The following is a 17,619-nucleotide window of genomic DNA, read 5'->3' as shown; positions in this document are numbered from 1 at the left end:
GCCGGCCAGTTCGGCACCGGGAACGAGTCCACCGTCGCCGCAGCCGCAGCCGACGGCCTCCAAACCCCCGGGATGACGTTCCCCGAACCGCCGGCGAACGCCACCCCGGCCCAGAACGCCGCGTGGTGGACGACCCTGCCCGCCTCCGCCCGCGACGCCCTCATCCGCGACCGCCCCGGCATGATCGGCGCGATGGAGGGCCTGCCCGCAGTCGATCGGGACCGCGCGAACCGAACCGTGCTTTCGCGACAGCACGCAGACCTGCAACGCCAACGCGACGACATCCAGCACCGCCTCGACGACATGAAACGCAGCGACCCCCAGCAACAGAAGGAATACTATGCGCTGCAAGCCCAGCGCGAGACCCTCGACCAGCGTCTTGCCGGGATCCACCAGATCGAGGACCGCTTGGGGCGGTCCCTGCCCGGGCAACCGCCCGCGTTCCTGCTGAGCGTCAACCCGGCCGACTCCGGACAGGCTGTCGTAGCCATCGGCGACCCGGACCACGCCGCCAACGTCGCCACCTACGTTCCCGGCACCACCTCCGGGCTCAACGACGGCATGCACGTCGACATCGAACGAGCGGACGCGATGATGGCCATGGCCGGCAAAGTCGGGTCACCGTCGACCTCGGTGATCACCTGGGCCGGGTACGACGCACCGCAAACCCTCGCGGACGCCGCCAGCACCAGCTACGCCGACAACGCGGAACACTCCCTCCGCGCTTTCCAGGAAGGAATCGGCGCAGCACACCAAGGACCGGTGAACACCACCGTCATCGGCCACAGCTACGGCACCACCGCGGTAGGGCACACCGCCCGGGACCTCGGCCTGCCCGCCGACAACCTCGTCATGGTCGCCAGCCCGGGAGTCGGCGTCGACCACGCCAACCAGCTCCACCTCGACGCCGTCCCGCAAGATCAGGTCGGGCAGCACATCTACTCCACCAAAGCACTCACCGACCCCGTTCCCGCCCTGACCAACCTCCACTCGCCCCAAGCCGAACCGTTCGACCCTCTCGGCCCGGACCCCGCCACCGACTACTTCGGCGGGCAGACATTCGAGTCCGACCCTGGACATGTCGCGGGCGCCCACAGCAATTACTGGGTCGACCGATCGCCCTCGCTCCGCGCGATGGGCAACATCATCGCTGGGAACAAACCGTGACGAACCCACCAAACCGAAAAACGCTTGCGCGAATTCAGGCCGCTCTCATGGCAATCGCCGTATTCGCCCTCGTCTCATGCGGAGGTGCCTCCATGCAACCCACGGTTTCGGCCGCGCAAGCACGCGAGACCGCATTGGCTTCTGCGCGCGCAGCCGCAGCGGCCGTCTTCCCCCCTGGGTATCGGTTGACCGACGACTTCGCACCACAGCTTTCGTGCACCGACGACAACGATCAGGCGACGGGTCAGATTCACGTGAGCGTCAGCATGTGGGTCGACGGCCCGGACCGCTCGCGCAACGACAGCTACTACGAAAAGCTCAAGAAATGGTGGACGCAGAACGGCTGGTCGCTCGAATCGGACCACCGGCCCCGAGACCTGTTCGCCAACGCCCAGCGCGACGGCTATCTGATGAGCTTGGAAGGCACGGTCACCGGGCCGGACAAGGGGAGGCTCAACATCGGGGTCAGTTCGCCGTGCATCTGGCCTAACGGAACGCCCGAGCCCAAGTCCTAAGGTCTCCCAGCGCGAGAGACCGCCTTGACGGTGACGGATAATCGGCGAACTTGCCGGCCGCGCGTCCGCTAGTCGCCGGAACAGCCGCCAATGTTGCGCTCCCCTGCCATTACTCGCGCATCAATCGCAACCAACCTCGCCCCGCGCAGCACTCGCTCGCGACGACAGTCGCTCCCGTGCCCGGCTCAGCGCCGCGATCCGCTCATCCAGAACAGCCAACCGCCGATCCACCAGCGCCACCGCGCTCGAGGACAGCCTTCGCGAGGGCAAGTCTCCCTGCAGGCATGAGCCCAGCGGCCGGATGTCTTCCATCGTCAGGCCGGAATCGAGCAGGTAGCGGATGTTCGCCACCCGCTCGATCGCGGACTCGTCGTAGTGCCGGTATCCGTTGTGGGAGCGGGCCGCGGTCAGCAAGCCCTGCTCCTCGTAGAACCTCAGCGCCCTGGTCGTCACGCCGGTGGCTTTCGCCAGCTCTCCGATCCGCACGACCCGAGCGTACGCCGCTAAGCGATCACTGCGCCGCCGTCGACGGGGATTACCGCGCCGGTGATGTAGTCGGCGCCGGGGCTCGCGAGCTCGACGATCCAGTGCGCGACTTCTTCCGGCCGGGCGAGGCGGCGCAGTGGCACCATTTCGCGCAGGGTTTCGTGCTGTGCTTGGGCTTCTTCGGCGGTCAGGCCCTCGCGGGCGTAGATCTCCGTGGCGACCGGGCCGGGGGCGACCGCGGTGACGCGGATGCCTCGCGGGGCGAGTTGCACTGCCCAGCTTCGGGTCAGCGACTCCAGTGCGGCTTTCGTCGCCGCGTAGAACTCCCGGCCTGCCATCGGCCAGCCGCGTTGGCCGATCGCGGTCGTCACGTTGACCACCGCGCTTACGTGCGGCATCGCGGCTTGCACGAGGTAGACCGGCGCGAGCAGGTTCGTCGCGACTACTCCGTCGAACGCTCCGGGCTTGATTTCGCCCAGCGCGGCCGGTTCGACGATGCCGGCGTTGTTCACCAGCACGTCGAGCCGGCCGAATTCGGCAAGTGCCGCAGCGACAATCTCCTCCGCCGCACCCGGCGAGGTGATGTCGGCGGCGAACGGGCGGATCCGCGGGAAGCCCTCCGCGGTTTCGGCGAGCCGTTCCGCGGTGCGGCCCACGACGAGGACGTCCGCGCCTCGCCGGGCGAACTCGCGTGCGGTGACCTGTCCGATGCCCGTTCCACCGCCGGTGACGATCACGGCCTTGCCGGCAAACTGTCCTTCACTCATGAAATCGACGCTAAACATTGCCGTATGCGTGAAGGTCAAGCCGCTCAGCGCACGCGGTCGTAAACCAGGGCCACTTCGCCGAGGTCGCCGGTCTCCTGGTGCGCGACTGTCCACTTGGTACCCGGCAGGCCGTCGTCGAACAGGCGCGGGCCGCCGCCGGCGATCTGCGGGCAGATGGTCAGGTACAGCCGGTCGACCAGGTCCTCGGCCAGCAGCGCCTTGATCACGCTGACGCTGCTGTTGACCAGGATGTCGCCCTCGCCGTCGGCCTTGAGCGAGGCGACGACCTCGGCGGCGGGCGCGTTCACGATGCGCGTGCGCTCCCACGGCGACTCGGTGAGCGTGCTCGACAGGACCACCTTTTCCGTGTCCACCAACCATTTCGCGTAACCGCGGTCGCGCGGGTCGGCGTTCTCGTCGGCGGCGACGGTCGGCCAGAAGCCGAGGAAGCCTTCCGCGTTGCGGCGGCCCAGCAGCGCGGTCGTCGCGTTCTCCCAGATGCGGGACATCTGGTTGCGGGCGGTTTCGGTGGTGACGTACGGGATGATCGCGCTCATGTCGCCGGGGCCTTCCGGACCGTGGTAGCGGCCGTCGAGGGTCAGGGCGAGGTTGGCGGTGACGCGACGCTCGGTCATGGCTGGATGTCCTTTCGGGTGATGACCTCGGTGAGGTGGTCGAGGACCTGTCCCCAGCCGGTTTCGATTCCGGCGATGGCGGACACGGCTTCGACGGTCGTTGCGCTGATCTCCAGACCCAGCCGCAGCCGGGTGCCGCCGTTCGCCGCGGGGGCGAGGGCGAGGTCGTAGTGGCCGCTGAACGCGACGGCTCCGGCCGCGTCCAGCACCGACAGGTCGAACTCGAGCCGCTCGGTTTCGCGAGCGGTCCGGACCTGCCCTTCCGAGCGGTAAGTGCCTTCGGCGTCGCGGTAGGCGAGAACGACGCGCCCGCCCGGCTCCGGTTCGAGGACACACTCGGTGACAGTCAGGGACGGCGGGACCCACCACGACGCCAGCAGCCCGGCGTCCGTCCAGTACCGCCAGACCGTTTCCGGCGGCACCGGCAGCACGCGCTCGAAGGAGAACGCGCGGCCGTCGGCCCAGCGATCCCGGTTCGCGGCCGCGGTGTCGGCCTCGATCGCGGCGCGGTAGCGGTCGAGCACGTCGCGCTCCCCCGCGTGCGACTCGATCGTCACGGCCAGCTTCTGGAGCTGGTCCGCGAACTCCCGCAGCGGAGCCGCTTCGGCCGCGTAGACCCGCCGTTGCCCGAGCGGGGCCATGGTGACCAGGCCGGCGCGGGCGAGGGTCTGCAGATGCTTGGTCGTCTGCGGCTGCCGCAGCCCGGTCAGCTCAGCCAGCTCGCCGACCGACCGCGGCCGTTCCGCGAGCAGTGCGACCAGCTGCCACCTGGTGGTGTCTGCGAGTGCTGAGGCGATCCCGTCCATGCACTGAAGTATTCACTACATCGAATATTCGTGTCAAGGAATTCTTTTGGCCAGTCTCAGCCGGGCAGCAGCCGGGCGGCGAGGTTGCGCGCCGCCAGCCCCCGTTTCGTGCGCGGGACCAGCACCGATGCCGCCGTCCCGACCCCGCGCTGCTTGGGCTTCACGCGCGCTCGATGGGTCGCCTCGTAGCGCGCGAACGCCTCGGCGGGGGTGCCGTCAGCGAGCGCCGCGGCGAGGGTGTGCGCCCCGACGATCGCGAGGCTGGAACCGTCGCCGAGCAGCGAGACGCACGAGGCGGCATCGCCGACCAGCGCGACCCGGCCGCGGCACCACGTCGGCGGGTCGACGACGGCGACCGCGTCGAAGAACACGTCGTCGGCGGCTTCGAAGCGGGCCACCAGCTCCGGGACTCGCCAGCCGAGCCCGCGATAAGCCGCGGACACGATTTCCTTGCCCTGCCCGGGATCCGGCGCGCGGAAGATGAACGCGACCCCCGAATTCCCCCGCACCGGATGGATCGCCACGAGCCTGCCCGGGCTGTTCAGCAGGACCACGTCCTCCGGGTAGTCCGACGGCTCGCCGAGCGACACCGTCCCGACGTACAGCCCCGCGTGCCGGACGAACTTCTCTTCAGCGCCGAACACCAGCCGCCGCACCGCCGAGTGCACGCCGTCCGCGCCGATCACCAGGTCGAACCGGCGCGGAGCAGCGTGCTCGAAGGTGACGTCGACCCCGCCGTCGTCCTGCTGCAACGCGGTGATGGTGTCCCCGAAGAGAATCTCCGCGTCGGCGCGCGCCGATTCGTACAGCGCGGAGGCGAGGTCGGCTCGCGGGACCTCGATCTCCTTGCGCACCGCCATCCGCACCGTGGTCACCGAACGCCCGCGCGCGTTGAGCACTCGCAGCCGCTTCGCGTGCGTCGCGACCTCTCGCAACCGCGGCACGACACCCATCGCGTCGGCTACCTCCATCGCGCCCGCGCGGACGTCCACCGGGTTGCCACTGCTGCGCTGACCAGCCGCCCGTTCCACCACCGTCGGCCGGAAACCGTTGCGCGCCAACCAAAAGGCGAGCGTTGAACCGGCAATCCCGGCACCGCACACGAGCACGTCACGAGTCATGCACCCCAAGGTAACCGCACTCAGTGCATATTTGCAATGAGTGCTGGTTTGCACTCGGTGCCGTATGCTCGCGCCATGTCGCTCCGTGAACGCAAGCGCGCCCGCACCCGCCAGGCCCTGATCGACGCGGCCACGGATCTTTTCGAGCGCAACGGCTACGACGAGACGACCATCGCCGACATCGCCGCCGCCGCCGAGATCGGCACGCGCACGTTCTTCAGCTACTTCGCCAGCAAGGAAGAACTGCTGTTCCCGGACGCCGAGAGCCGGGTGCAGGCGTTGCTCGAGGCCCTCTCGAACCGCGCCCCGGACGACCGGCCGATCGACCTGCTGGTCCGCGTCCTCGCCGACGGCGGCGAGGTCAGCGACGACATCATCGGCAAGCTGACCCCGTTGCGGATGCGGCTGCTCCAAACCGTGCCCGCTGTGCAGGGCCGGGCGCTGCAAATCCAGTTCAACGCCGAGCGCCGGATCGCCGAAATCCTCGCCGAAGCCTTCCCGGACGAACTCGACGACCTCACCGCTCGCACGTTGACCGGAGCGTTCGCCGGTGCGGTGCGCGGAGCGTCGCAGGCGATGCTGGACCGCTCCGACGAACTGACCCCCGAGCAGCGCGCCGAGGCGACCCGGCAGGCCATCGTGAAGACGCTCGGGCCGCTGCTCAAGCGTGACTGACGTGCTCCGCGCACAGGCACGCCACCGCGGTGTCGATCCACTCGCGGCTTTCCCACTCCGGATGCCGCTTGATCAGCTCCTCCCGCACTTCCGCGACCACGGTCGCCTCGTCCATCCCGGAATCGCGGCGGCGCCAGGTCTCGTCGCGCAGCAGTTCGAGGTAGACCCGTAGGTCGTCGAGCAGTTCCGGACCGCTGATGTCCCCGTGGCCGGGCACGACGATGTCCGGGCGCTGCTGCGAAAGCTTCCGCATGACCTCGATCCAGCGGATCCCGGACACATCGGTGTCGTGCGGCGGGAACCACGGGAAGATCGCGAACTGGCCGGTCTCGGCGAGGTCGCCGGTGAACAGGACGCCCGCGTCCGGGACCGTGACGACCTGGTCGCCCTTGCTGTGCGCGCGACCGGTGGCACGCAGCTGCACGACGCGGCCGCCGAGGTCGAGGTCGTGCGACGAGTCGTAGACGACGTCCGGGGCCGGCAGTTCGACCCCCTCCAGCTGCCGCGCGACCGGCTCCCCCAGCCCGCTGAACATCCGCAGGTAGCCCGGGCCTTTCGCGGCGAGGTCGGTCGCCTGCGCGCGGTTGACCAGGTAGGTCGCGGCTCCGGCGAAGGTCTGCGCGCCGAACGCGTGCTCGGGGTGGAAATGCGTGGTGGTCAAGTAAATCCGGCGGCCGCGCGCGTACTCGGTCGCGAACTTCAGCACGGTTTCCGCGTTGCGCGGCCCCATGCCGGTCTCGACGACGAGCACGGAATGCGTCCCGCCGATGACGCCGACGTTCGGCACCAGCTGCACGCCCTGGTTCGGGACCACGACGAGGTCGCGGGCGAGTTCGCGCACCTGGGAGGTCTGCACGACGGGATCGGGATACGGGTAGTCGGCCATCGCCGGGGCTCCTCGGAAAGCGCGGGATCAGGGACCGTTCCAGTCCAGCGCCGCGCCCGCGCGGTGTCCAAGACCGATCCGCTTTTTCCGATACCGCAAGGGTATTGTCGCTGGTTGTGGATCTCCGTTCGCTCCGGTACTTCGTCGCGGTCGCCGAGGAACGCCACTTCGGCCGGGCGGCGGCGCGGCTGCACATGACCCAGCCGCCGCTGAGCCGCGCGATCAAACAGCTCGAAACCGACCTCGGCGCGATCCTGCTGGAGCGTTCGCCGTCCGGGGTCGCGCTCACCGCCGCCGGGACCGCGCTCTACGACGAGGCCCTCACCCTGCTCGCGGGAGCCGACCAGGTCCGCGCGCGGGTCGCCGCCGCGGCCGGGCCGGGAACGCTCAGGCTCGGCACCCTCGCCGACAGCTCGGAACCGGTCGGGATCCGGCTCGCCGGCGAGTTCCGCGAACGGCATCCGGGCGTGCGGATCAGCGTCCGCGAGGCCGATCTCACCGATCCCACCACCGGCCTGCGCGCCGGGCTCGTGGACGTCGCGCTTACCCGGATTCCGTTCGACACCACCGGAATCCGCACGCGTGTGCTGCGCTCCGATCCGATGGGCGTCGTGCTGCGCGCGGACGATCCGCTGGCCGGACGCGCCGAGGTGCGCCGGGAGGAGCTCGCCGACCGGGCGTGGTTCCGGTTTCCCGACGGCACCGACCCGCAGTGGCAGGCGTTCTGGAGCGGCGGCGGCACCGGCGGCCCGGTCGTGCGGACGGTGCACGAATGCCTGCAAGCCGTGCTGTGGAACGGAACCGTCGGGTTGGCCCCGCTCGCGCACTCGTTTCCCGAGGGCGTCACGACGGTCCCGCTGGCCGGCTGCCCGCCGAGCCGGCTCGTGGTCGCCTGGCGCGAGGACTCCGCGCCGCCGCTGGTCCGCTCGTTCGTCGAACTCGCCGTGCGCATCGCCGGGCTCGACGGCCGCGAAACCCCCGCGAACCCGTAGGCTGGGCCCGGACATCGGGGAGGTGCAGGCGGTGCCGGAACGCAATCCGCTGCGGATCCTGCGCAAATGCGCGGACTGGTTCGAAAACCGCGGCGTGTACATCCCCGGCGAGGAAAGCCGCGCGGTCGACCCGGTGCGCGACTTCGGCTGGCTCATGGTCGCCTGGGGCGCGGGGGTCGCGGTGTTCATCCTGTTGTTCGCGTTCGCGGTCTGAATCCCGACCTCCGGCCGTTGACATCGGGGTGACGACTGTCACCCGGTGTGCTCTTTCGATCACGGATCGGCCACGGGTGTACACCAGGTCCGCGTCTTCCGCACCGTGGCGGCATTAGTGCCGCCAGAGTGGAGCGGGTCCGCCCGGCAACTACGCCGAACGGCACACCGCCCCACCCCGACTGGAGTACCCCCGCGATGGCGCCCCCGCGCACCCCGAAGCTGTTGTTGACCGCCTGCCTGCTGTTCTCCGTGGCAGCCTGCGGCGGCGTCAACGCTCGGGAAGGCTCCGCCGCGATGGGCGTCGGCAACCCGGCGGCGCAGCCCGCGGCCGCGCAAGCCTCCGGCGACCTGCAGTTCGGCGCCAACCACCGCTTCGCCAGCGGGATCACGGTCTCGCTGTCGGCCCCGCAGTCCTTCCAGCCGAGCCCGGCGGCGTATCCGCGCAGCGCTCGCGCGGCGGCGTTCTACATCCAGGTCACGAACAACGGCACCGACCCGTACCGCGTTTCCGCGCTCTCGGTCACCGCGACGGTCGCCGGGAAGCCGGCGAAGCAGGTCGTGGACGCCACCCAGGGGCTCGGCGGCGTTTCCGACGCGGGCAAGGACCTGATGCCGGGCCGGTCTACGCAGGTCACGCTGGCTTTCGCGGTGCCGGCGGAGAGTGCTCGGATGGCCGTGCAGGTGCGGCCGAGCACGGGCGAGCCCGCCGTCGTCACGTATTGCGGAGACGCCTGAATTACTCTCGTCCCCATGACCGACCAGCGACTTGCCGTGGGCGACGAAGCGCCCGGATTCACCCTGCCGGACAGCACCGGCAAGAACGTCTCGCTCAGCGACTTCCGCGGCCAGGCCGTGGTGGTGTACTTCTACCCGGCCGCGAGCACGCCGGGATGCACCAAGCAGGCTTGCGATTTCCGGGACAACCTCGCGGAGCTGAACGACGCGGGGTACCAGGTGCTGGGGATTTCGCCGGACAAGCCGGAGAAGCTGGCGAAGTTCGCCGAGGCGGAGAAGCTGACGTTCCCGCTGCTGTCCGATGTGGACAAGGAAGTGCTGTCCGCGTGGGGAGCGTTCGGGGAGAAGAAGAATTACGGGAGGATCGTGCAGGGCGTGATCCGGTCCACGTTCATCGTGGACGCGGAGGGGAAGATCGCCAAGGCCGCCTACAACGTGCGGGCGACCGGGCACGTGGCGAAGTTGATCCGGGATCTGGGGATCTCCGCCTGATTGGGTTCCCGAAGCGCGGAGAGGCCGGGCTGGCCTCTCCGCGCGATCGGTCAGCGACGCACCGGATAGCGCAGGTGAAGCACCCGGTCGCCCTGGACCACGTCGGGGTTCTGCAGCAGGTGCTGTGCGTTGACTGAGCCGAAGTAGCGTTTGCCGGATCCGAAAACCACCGGCACCACGTCCATCCGCACCTCGTCAACCAGGCCCGCGGCTAATGCTTGGCCGCCGACGTCGCCTGCGGCGATCTCCACGATGCGGTCGCCTGCCAGCTCTTGTGCTTTGGCCACGGCTGCTGTGACGCCGTCGACGAAGTGGAACGGCGCTTCTGCGTCCCAGCCTTCGGGCGCTGGGCGGTGGGTCACGACGACCACGTGGTCGATTCCGCTCGGCGGTTTCCCGTCCCAGCCGTCAGTCAGGTCGAAGACGTGGCGGCCCGCGACGGTCACGCCGATCTGGTCCCAGTACGCGCGGGTGTAGTCGTACGAGGCCTGCGACACCTTCAGCACGCCGCTCTCGTCCAGCGGGACGTCGCCGCTGGTCAGCCAGTCGAACAGCGGACCGGGCTGGTCGTTTTCATCGGCGATGAAGCCGTCCGCCGACACCGAGCTGTACATGACGACCTTGCCCACGGGGTTCTCCTCTGCCTCAGGTGGCCCCAAATTAGCGGGTCGCGCGCGGTCGCTCTTGTAAGAAATCAATCGGCGGGCAGCGGCCAGCCGTCCAGGGTGTGGCCGGGATGTTCGCGCAGGAACCGGCGCCGGACTTCGAGGTACCGGGTCGGCGTGAACCCGGTGAACTCCCGGAACTCGTGGCCGAAGTGGGCCTGGTCGAAGTAGCCCGCGCGACCGGCCAGGTCGCCCCAGTCGACCGGTCCGGCCGGGTCGATCGCGAACACGGCGGCGGTGAAGCGGTGGGTGCGGGCCAGCCGCTTCGGGGTGACGCCGACGAGTGCTTTGAACCGTTGTGCCAGGTGGGTGCTGCTGACCCCGGCTGCCTCGCTCAAGCCGCCGATCGCCACCGCGCCGCGAGTGGCCGCGATGATGCTGCTCATCTGGCGGACCAGGCCCAACCCCGTGGTTTCGGTCAGCCGTCGCATCAGCTCCGCTTCGAGGAGAGCCAGCATTTCGTGCGGCCCGGTCGCCGTGGCTAGCCGGTCTCGCAGTTCGGCGATGGCGGGTCGGCCCCAGACCTGTTCAATCGTCACCGGCCGGTCGCACAGTTCGGCGGCGGGCATCGGCAGAAAGGGCGCCAGCCCCCACGGTTTGAAGTGCACGCCGACGGAGCGGGTCCCGGGCGGATAGCCGAATTCGTAGGCGCGGGTGGGCATGGTGATCACGCAGCCGTCGGCGTACTCGGCTGTCTCGAGACCGGTGCGGATCCGGAACGGTGCCCCGAGGTTGACGATGAACAGCGCCGACGGTGCCGGCGGCAGCGTCAGCCGGGCGTACGGCGGCGTGCCCGCCAGGTAGTAGATGTCGTCGATCAGGCCGTCCAGCGGCGGTCGCGGCACCTGGGACACGTACTCCACGCAGCCAGCATTGCCGAGAGCCGCCAGCCAGCGCTACTCGCGCGGGAATCGCAGGGTGAAGGTGGTGCCGCGCCCGGGCGTGCTCGCGGCGGTGACTTCGCCGCCGTGGGCTTCGGCTAATTTCCGGACGATCGCCAGGCCTAGCCCGCTGCCGCCGGACGCTCGGCTTCTGGAGGGATCCGCGCGCCAGAAACGATCGAAAACCCGGGGCAGATCTTCGGCGGCGATACCGGTTCCGGTATCGGTTACTTCGAAAATCGCGTCGTTTTCGGCTTGCCTCGCGGTGACGGTTACCGAGCCGCCGGGCGGGGTGTGGCGGATGGCGTTCGAGACCAGGTTGTCCAGGGCTTGGCGCAAGCGCACTGGATCCGCCGTGATGGCGGGGTTTTCCATGGGCGGGACCGAAAGACGGACGTCGGCGGATTCGGCGCGCGGCGCGTGCGCGGCGGCCAAGTGGGTCAGCAGGGTGTTGGCGTCGATGGGTTCGGGGTGGACGCGCAGCGCACCGGCGTCGGCCAAAGCCAGGTCTTGCAGGTCGTCCACGATGTGTTGCAAGTGGACGGCTTCTTCCAGCAGGGAGGCGACCAGGTCGTCGTCGAGCTGGCTGATGCCGTCCTGCGCGGCTTCCAGCCAGCCTCTGATGGTGGACAGCGGAGTGCGCAGTTCGTGCGCGACGTCGCTGACCATCGCCTTGCGGGCGTTCTCCAGCTCTTCCCTCGCCCGCGCCATCTCGTTGAACGCGGTGGCCAGGCGGGCGATCTCGTCTTTGCCTTTGACGCGGACCCGGGCGCCCGTCTCGCCTGCTTTGAGGCGTTGGGCCGCGCCGGTCAACGCGCGGAGGGGGCGGATCAGGCGGATCGACGCCAGTGCGGTGACGATGACCGTCAGCAGCAGGATCGCGGCGGTGACGGCGATCAGCTTCGTGCGGTTTTCCGAGGAGAGGGTGAAGCCGGTCGGGGGCTGGTCGGTGCCCTTTTCGGTGATGTAGAGCCAGGCCGCGGGGGCGACGTAGGGGGTCAGCTGCTCTTTGCGGGCCGAGGTTACGCAGTTGGTGATGGTCTGGTCGGTGGCTTGGACGACGGGGCCGTCGAAGGTCCACAAGAGACCCAGTTTGGCGACCGGGATCGTGCTGTCGTTCCGGCCGAGGCAGGCGTCGATCAGGCCGGACAGCTTGTCCAGGGCGGCTCGCTCGGTCTCGGTGGGGCGTTCCAGGAGAGCGGTGCCGCATTGGGCGGTGCCCGCGGGCGCGATCACCCGGGGGTGGCCGCTCGGGGAGATTTCCAGGCTGCCCAGACCGGTTCTGCGCTGAGTGCAGGACAGGACCTTGTCGGCGATTTCCTGCAGTTCTTCGCGTTCGTCGGCGGGGAGCCGGTAGGGGCCGACCGCGTCGGGGTCGATGCGGTCGGGGGTGGATTTGATGCCCAGCCGGGTGTCGACCGCCAAGGGGTCGATGACCGCGGACGGCTGCGGCGGGAGTTTGCCCGGGTTTTGTTCGGAACTGGCGATCAGCTTGCCCTGCGGGGTGGTCAGGACGATTTTGCGGCCGGTTTTCTCCGCGTAGTCGTTGATGGTCTTGGCCGCGCCGGACCACGTGGGATGGGTGGCCGCGTACGAGAGGAGGGCCTGGTAGATCGTGCCGTCGTCGGCGAAGAGCTGGCCCTGTTCCCGTTCGATGGCACCGGAAGTGGTCCGGGAGGCCAGCCAGGCGGTGGCGGCGATGGCGCACACCGCGATCGCGGCGGTTACCGCGAAGAGGCGGAAGAGGAGGCTACGGGGCATCGGACTTCGCGGTCAGTTTGTAGCCGACGCCGTAAACCGTCAGGAGTTTCGCGGGTTTTCTCGGATTGGCTTCGATTTTCTTCCGGAGGTTCATGACGTGCACGTCAATGGCGCGCTGCGTGATGTAGCGGTCGAAGCCGTGCAGATGTTCCAGGAGTTGCGCCCTGGTGAAAACCTGGTCCGGCCGAGCGGCCATGATCTCCAGGATCCGGAATTCCCCCGGAGTCGTTTCGATCGGGTTTCCGCTTACCGCGACCTCGTGCCTTTCCTTGTCGACGGTCAGGGTGCCGACTTTGAGCGGACCGTCTTTCGCCGAGTTCGTTCTGCGGAGCAGGGTCCGGACCCGCGCCATGAGTTCGCGCGGGCTGTAGGGCTTGGTGACGTAATCGTCCGCGCCCAGGTCGAGGCCCTGGAGCAGGTCGTCCTCGGTCGAACGGGCGGTGAGCATGAGGATCGGCAGGTCGGAGGAGGCCCGGATGGTCCGGCAGACGGTCAGCCCGTTCATGCCGGGGAGCATCACGTCCAGGATCAGGAGATCGGGTTCCGCCGCGCGGATTTCCGCCAGTGCGGCCTCGCCGGTGGGCGCGACGATCACGGTGTGCTGCTCGTGTTCGAGGTAGCGGCGGACCAGTTCCGCTTGTTTCGGATCGTCTTCGGCAAGGACGATATGGGCGCACATGCTTGCCGAGACTAGCCCGAGTCCCATCCCGGAGCCACCAGCGCGGCTCCGGGACGGACCCGGCGGTTATGCGTCGGCCAGTTTCCGCAAGGCCGGCAGAAGTGCGCGCAACGCTTTCCCGCGGTGCGAAACGGCGTCTTTTTCCGCCGGGGCCAGTTCCGCGCTGGTTTTCGTTTCGTTTTCCGGCACGAAGATCGGGTCGTAGCCGAAACCGTTGGTCCCGCGCTTTTCCCTCGTCAGCGTGCCGCGCCAGTCGCCGCGGACGACGGTGGTCTCGCCGGACGGAAGGGCCAGTACGGCGGCGCAGACGAAGGCCGCGCCCCGGCGCTCGTCCGGGGTGTCGGTCAGCTGCGCCAGCACCAGGTTCAGGTTCGCTTCGTCGTCGCCGTGCTTGCCGGACCAGCGGGCCGACAGGACGCCCGGCATGCCGTTCAGCGCGTCGACGGTGAGGCCCGAGTCGTCCGCGATGGCGGGCAAGCCGGTGGCGGCTACCGCGTCGCGTGCTTTGGCCGCGGCGTTGCCTTCGAAGTCGGGAGCCGTTTCCGGGGCTTCCGGGAACTCCTCGACGTCGTTCAGGCCGAGCACCTCGATGCCCTGGATGCCTTCCGCCTCCAGGATCCGGCGCAGCTCGCCCAGTTTCTTCGCGTTCCGGGTGGCCAGCAGCAGCTTGGTCACTTCTGGCCCTTCTTCTTGTCCGGCCGCGGTTCCGGCAGCTCGCCCGGGTACGGCAGCGCCAGCGCTTCGTTCTGCAGCCGGGTCAGTTCCGCGCAGCCGCCCAGCGCCAGGTCGAGCATGGTGTCCAAAGTGGACCGCGCGAAGGTGGCTCCCTCGCCGGTGCCCTGGACCTCGATGAGGGTTCCGGCGTCGGTGGCGACCACGTTCATGTCGACCTCGGCGCGCGAGTCCTCCTCGTACGGCAGGTCGAGGCGCACCCGGCCGTCCACGACGCCGACGCTGACCGCCGCCACCGAGGACGACAGCGGCTGCGGGTCGTTGAGCCGGTTCGCCGCGCCCAGCCAGGTGATCGCGTCCGCGAGGGCCACGTACCCGCCGGTGACCGCGGCGGTGCGGGTGCCGCCGTCCGCCTGGATCACGTCGCAGTCGATGACGATCGTGTTCTCGCCGAGCGCGGCCAGGTCGATGCACGCGCGCAGGGAGCGGCCGATCAGCCGGGAGATCTCGTGCGTCCGCCCGCCGATCCGGCCCTTGACCGCTTCGCGGTCGCTGCGGGTGTTCGTCGCGGACGGGAGCATCGCGTACTCCGCGGTCACCCAGCCGAGACCGGACCCCGCCCGCCAGCGCGGCACGCCCTCGGTCACGCTCGCCGCGCACAGCACCCTCGTGTTGCCGAACTCGACGAGCACCGACCCGGCAGGCCACTTCTGGAACCCGCGGGTGAGCTTCACTTCGCGGAGCTGGTCGTCGTTCCTGCCATCTTTTCTCACCACGCAGCAGACGATACTGCGTGGCAACGCCACTCCGTTGAGGGTGGTGGAGGGGAGGAAGGCGGAGCTAGGACGTACCACTGACACTTTCCGATCAGAGGTCGTAGATCGCGCCCTGCGTCACCAGCTCGGCGTCCGGGAACACCGCTCTGGCCTCGGCCAGAACCGCGTTCCGGTCCGTCCACGGCGCGACGTGGGTCAGCAGCAGACGGCCGACACCGGCGTCCTTGGCCAGTTCACCTGCCTCTTTCCCGGAGAGGTGCACGCCTTTCGGACGGTCGGCAGCATCGGTCCAGGACGCTTCCGAAAGCAGGACATCGACACCGTCAGCCAGTTCACCGAGGCCACGGCACAGTCCGGTGTCGCCGGTGTACGCGAGAATGGTGCCGCCGTACGCGATGCGTAGGCCGAATGCAGGCGTCGGGTGATACACGGCGACAGCAGTCACGTCGAAGGGACCGATCTCGATCCGCTCTTCGCGCAGCTCGTGGAACTCGTACACGTCCGACAGATCCACGGCGGCTCGCTCAGCCGCGTCGGCTGCGTACGCGTGCGCGAGGCGCGAAGGCGCGTCTGCGGGTGCGTACAGCGGCAACCGTCGCGGCCGCGCGGGGTACGGCGGCGCGGGGTGGTAGCGGCGAAGCACGGTGAGGGAGTTGACGTCGGCGCAGTGGTCGGCGTGCAGGTGCGAAAGGACGAGCGCGTCCAGGTCGAACGGGTCCAGCACGGTCTGCAATTGGGCGAACGCGCCCGAGCCCAGCTCGAGACCGAGCCGGTAGCCCTCCGCCTCCAGGAGGTACCCGGACGCGGCGGCGTTCGGCCCGGGGATGCTGCCCGAACACCCGAGGATCGTCAGTCGCACCCCGTCACCCTACTGTGCCGATAGCTACTTATCCGACCACAGCCACGGCCTGATGACTTCGCTGCAACGGTTGCGTACCGCTTCAGGGGCGGCCTACTTTTGGTCGGATAAGTAGCTGCGCTGTGCGGTGCCGCAGCGTCACGCGCTGACCGGGTCCAGCGCACCCGGCGCGAAGCCCATGAACCGCTGCGCCAACCGGGCGAACGGCTCCGGCGAACCGGTGGCGAGGAACTCGTGCTTCGGCGGCTCGTCGCGTTCGGCGAGCAGGTCGAGTTCGGTCAGCACGCGGTAGAGGTCCTTGGCGGTTTCGTCGGCGCTCGAGACGAGCGTGACGTCCTGCCCCATCACGATCTGCAGCACGCCGGACAGCAGCGGATAGTGCGTGCAACCGAGGATGAGCGTGTCGACTTCGGCTTCGAGCAACGGCTGCAGATAACCCTGTGCCAGACCGAGGATCTGTCGGCCGGTGGTGATGCCGCGCTCCACGAAGTCCACGAAGCGCGGGCAGGCGACGCTAGTGAGGCGTACGTCGGGCGCGGCCGCGAAGGCGTCGTCGTACGCCCTCGAACGCACAGTGCCCTCGGTGCCGATCAGACCGACGCGTCCGCTGTGCGTGGCGACTGCGGCTCGGCGCGCGGCCGGAAGGACCACTTCGATGACAGGTACGTCGTAGCGTTCGCGCGCGTCGCGAAGGCAAGCTGCAGACGCTGTGTTGCACGCGATCACCAACGCCTTCACACCGCTCTCGACCATGTCGTCGAGAGCAGCCAACGCGTACTCGCGAGCGGTGGCGATGGGCAGCGGGCCGTACGGGTTGCGCGCGGTGTCGCCGACGTAGCGCAGCTGTTCGGCAGGCAGCAGTTCGAGAATCGAGCGTGCGACGGTGAGCCCGCCGACGCCGGAATCGAAAACACCGATGGGCGCGCCTGGAGAACTCACATCCCGAGGTTACCCGGGGCCGTCGGCTCGCTCTTCGGGGATTTGACGCGTTCCCCGCGTGAGGTCAGCCACGCGGCGAGGATGCCGGCGAGCGCGCCGAAGAGGTGGCCCTGCCAGGAGATGCCGGGGTTGCCGGGCAGCAGGCCCCAGAGCATCCCGCTCCAGATGCCGAGCAGCACGACGGCGACCGCGATCTGCGCGAGCGACCGGTGGAACAGGCCGCGCACCAGCAGGTACGCGAGCCAGCCGAAGGCGAGCCCGGACGCGCCCACGGTGTAGGCGCCCGACGGTCCGACCAGCCACACGCCGAGCCCGGAAACCAGCCAGATGATCGCGGTGACCACGGCGAACCGGCCGATGCCCGCCGCCATCGCGAGGAACGAGAAGACCAGCACCGGCACCGTGTTGGAGAACAGGTGGGACCAGCCCGCGTGCAGCAGCGGCGCCCAGAGGATGCCGTCGAGACTGGACGCCTCCCGCGACAGGATCCCGCCGTGGGTGAACTCGCCGGGGAGGATCACGTCGAGCAGTTCCACGAGGTACAGCACCGCGACGAACCCCAGCGCGACGAACGCCGCGGCCTTGGGATGGGGCGGCAGGATGCGCTTCGCGGCGTCGACCGGCTTGCCGCTGCCAGCAGCGGGCGGCGGCGACGTCGGCGGGAGGGGAGGCAGTGTGCTCACGACCTCAGGCTACGTCGGGGACGAGCGGACGGCCTCGGGAGAAATCCCTGAACTTGGGCTCCGGGTGACGTGGCCGTGAAGGACTCCTTGAGGGAATCTAAGTCCGTGAGGGGCCCCTTCACGGACTTGCCGCTTCCGGACCGTCCGTGAAGGGCCCCTTGAAGGAATCTGATTCCCTCAAGGAGTCCTAATGGGTTGTGTTCGGGCGGGT

At 69.1% G+C, this 17,619-nt stretch carries 22 protein-coding genes; 7 read left to right on the top strand and 15 right to left on the bottom strand.

Annotation, left to right across the window (positions count from 1 at the left end):
- On the top strand, positions 1-1,167 hold a 1,167-nt coding region (locus tag EIZ44_RS43650; protein WP_205673493.1), incomplete at its 5' end, for an alpha/beta hydrolase.
- 92 nt (positions 1,168-1,259) lie between these two features.
- A complete protein-coding gene (locus tag EIZ44_RS43645; protein ID WP_134734526.1) occupies positions 1,260-1,682 on the top strand; it encodes a hypothetical protein in 423 nt (140 codons plus the stop codon).
- Between the two features lie 120 nt (positions 1,683-1,802).
- Here the strand turns inward: EIZ44_RS43645 and EIZ44_RS43640 are convergent, their stop codons facing one another.
- The 5 genes from EIZ44_RS43640 to EIZ44_RS43620 are packed head-to-tail and all read right to left on the bottom strand — an operon-like array spanning position 1,803 to position 5,497.
- The gene (locus EIZ44_RS43640; protein WP_037815234.1) at positions 1,803-2,168 is read right to left on the bottom strand and encodes a MerR family transcriptional regulator; all 366 of its coding nucleotides are present in this window, start codon (positions 2,166-2,168) and stop codon (positions 1,803-1,805) included.
- Positions 2,169-2,185: 17 nt separating this feature from the next.
- Positions 2,186-2,935 (bottom strand): SDR family NAD(P)-dependent oxidoreductase, encoded by a 750-nt coding sequence (locus EIZ44_RS43635; RefSeq protein WP_134734525.1) that lies wholly within the window; start codon positions 2,933-2,935, stop codon positions 2,186-2,188.
- 44 nt (positions 2,936-2,979) lie between these two features.
- Positions 2,980-3,570: a dihydrofolate reductase family protein gene (locus EIZ44_RS43630; RefSeq protein WP_043827866.1), complete on the bottom strand. Its 591-nt coding sequence runs from the start codon at positions 3,568-3,570 to the stop codon at positions 2,980-2,982.
- A complete protein-coding gene (locus EIZ44_RS43625) occupies positions 3,567-4,376 on the bottom strand; it encodes a metalloregulator ArsR/SmtB family transcription factor (RefSeq protein ID WP_134734524.1) in 810 nt (269 codons plus the stop codon). Before EIZ44_RS43625 ends, EIZ44_RS43630 begins: the two co-directional genes overlap by 4 nt.
- A gap of 56 nt (positions 4,377-4,432) precedes the next feature.
- Positions 4,433-5,497, bottom strand: coding sequence for an FAD-dependent oxidoreductase (locus EIZ44_RS43620; RefSeq protein WP_134734523.1), 1,065 nt, complete (start codon positions 5,495-5,497; stop codon positions 4,433-4,435).
- 75 nt (positions 5,498-5,572) lie between these two features.
- Between EIZ44_RS43620 and EIZ44_RS43615 the strand changes: the two genes are divergently transcribed.
- Positions 5,573-6,172 (top strand): TetR/AcrR family transcriptional regulator, encoded by a 600-nt coding sequence (locus EIZ44_RS43615; protein WP_051729092.1) that lies wholly within the window; start codon positions 5,573-5,575, stop codon positions 6,170-6,172.
- Here EIZ44_RS43615 and EIZ44_RS43610 read toward each other — a convergent pair.
- Positions 6,159-7,058 carry an MBL fold metallo-hydrolase gene (locus EIZ44_RS43610; protein WP_134734522.1) on the bottom strand — a complete coding sequence of 300 codons (900 nt, stop codon included), beginning with the start codon at positions 7,056-7,058 and terminating at the stop codon, positions 6,159-6,161. The genes EIZ44_RS43615 and EIZ44_RS43610 overlap by 14 nt on opposite strands.
- A 116-nt stretch (positions 7,059-7,174) precedes the next feature.
- On the opposite strand from EIZ44_RS43610, the gene EIZ44_RS43605 reads away from it, so the two are divergent.
- The 4 genes from EIZ44_RS43605 to bcp all read left to right on the top strand — a co-directional run bounded on the left by EIZ44_RS43605 (position 7,175) and on the right by bcp (position 9,493).
- The gene (locus EIZ44_RS43605; protein ID WP_134734521.1) at positions 7,175-8,050 is read left to right on the top strand and encodes a LysR family transcriptional regulator; all 876 of its coding nucleotides are present in this window, start codon (positions 7,175-7,177) and stop codon (positions 8,048-8,050) included.
- Between the two features lie 31 nt (positions 8,051-8,081).
- Positions 8,082-8,264, top strand: a complete 183-nt coding sequence (locus tag EIZ44_RS43600) for a hypothetical protein (protein ID WP_037358542.1) — start codon at positions 8,082-8,084, stop codon at positions 8,262-8,264.
- A gap of 197 nt (positions 8,265-8,461) precedes the next feature.
- On the top strand, positions 8,462-9,001 hold the full coding sequence (locus tag EIZ44_RS43595) for a hypothetical protein (protein WP_037815248.1): 540 nt from the start codon (positions 8,462-8,464) through the stop codon (positions 8,999-9,001).
- 15 nt (positions 9,002-9,016) lie between these two features.
- Positions 9,017-9,493, top strand: a complete 477-nt coding sequence (gene bcp / locus EIZ44_RS43590; RefSeq protein ID WP_037815250.1) for a thioredoxin-dependent thiol peroxidase — start codon at positions 9,017-9,019, stop codon at positions 9,491-9,493.
- Positions 9,494-9,543: 50 nt separating this feature from the next.
- Here the strand turns inward: bcp and EIZ44_RS43585 are convergent, their stop codons facing one another.
- From EIZ44_RS43585 to EIZ44_RS43545, 9 genes are all read right to left on the bottom strand, one after another.
- Positions 9,544-10,122, bottom strand: coding sequence for a dihydrofolate reductase family protein (locus tag EIZ44_RS43585; RefSeq protein WP_134734520.1), 579 nt, complete (start codon positions 10,120-10,122; stop codon positions 9,544-9,546).
- Between the two features lie 65 nt (positions 10,123-10,187).
- On the bottom strand, positions 10,188-11,003 hold the full coding sequence (locus tag EIZ44_RS43580) for a helix-turn-helix domain-containing protein (protein ID WP_134734528.1): 816 nt from the start codon (positions 11,001-11,003) through the stop codon (positions 10,188-10,190).
- Positions 11,004-11,054: 51 nt separating this feature from the next.
- The gene (locus tag EIZ44_RS43575; protein WP_134670090.1) at positions 11,055-12,800 is read right to left on the bottom strand and encodes a sensor histidine kinase; all 1,746 of its coding nucleotides are present in this window, start codon (positions 12,798-12,800) and stop codon (positions 11,055-11,057) included.
- Positions 12,790-13,479, bottom strand: coding sequence for a response regulator transcription factor (locus EIZ44_RS43570; RefSeq protein ID WP_043827855.1), 690 nt, complete (start codon positions 13,477-13,479; stop codon positions 12,790-12,792). Before EIZ44_RS43570 ends, EIZ44_RS43575 begins: the two co-directional genes overlap by 11 nt.
- 66 nt (positions 13,480-13,545) lie before the next feature.
- Positions 13,546-14,154, bottom strand: coding sequence for an RdgB/HAM1 family non-canonical purine NTP pyrophosphatase (gene rdgB / locus EIZ44_RS43565; protein ID WP_043827854.1), 609 nt, complete (start codon positions 14,152-14,154; stop codon positions 13,546-13,548).
- Entirely contained in the window at positions 14,151-14,927 is a 777-nt protein-coding gene (gene rph, locus EIZ44_RS43560) for a ribonuclease PH (protein ID WP_037815257.1), read from the bottom strand. The genes rdgB and rph overlap by 4 nt, the downstream gene beginning before the upstream one ends.
- Before the next feature lie 91 nt (positions 14,928-15,018).
- Positions 15,019-15,786, bottom strand: coding sequence for an MBL fold metallo-hydrolase (locus EIZ44_RS43555; protein WP_037815259.1), 768 nt, complete (start codon positions 15,784-15,786; stop codon positions 15,019-15,021).
- Between the two features lie 138 nt (positions 15,787-15,924).
- On the bottom strand, positions 15,925-16,725 hold the full coding sequence (murI, locus tag EIZ44_RS43550; RefSeq protein WP_037815260.1) for a glutamate racemase: 801 nt from the start codon (positions 16,723-16,725) through the stop codon (positions 15,925-15,927).
- Positions 16,722-17,408, bottom strand: a complete 687-nt coding sequence (locus tag EIZ44_RS43545; protein ID WP_037815262.1) for a rhomboid family intramembrane serine protease — start codon at positions 17,406-17,408, stop codon at positions 16,722-16,724. Before EIZ44_RS43545 ends, murI begins: the two co-directional genes overlap by 4 nt.
- Positions 17,409-17,619: the final 211 nt, after the last annotated feature.

This window comes from Amycolatopsis nivea (assembly GCF_004522235.1).
In the GTDB taxonomy this organism is placed as follows: Bacteria; Actinomycetota; Actinomycetes; order Mycobacteriales; family Pseudonocardiaceae; genus Amycolatopsis; species Amycolatopsis nivea.
Note: the sequence above shows the minus strand (reverse complement) of the source record. Positions and strands in the feature narration are given on the sequence as shown.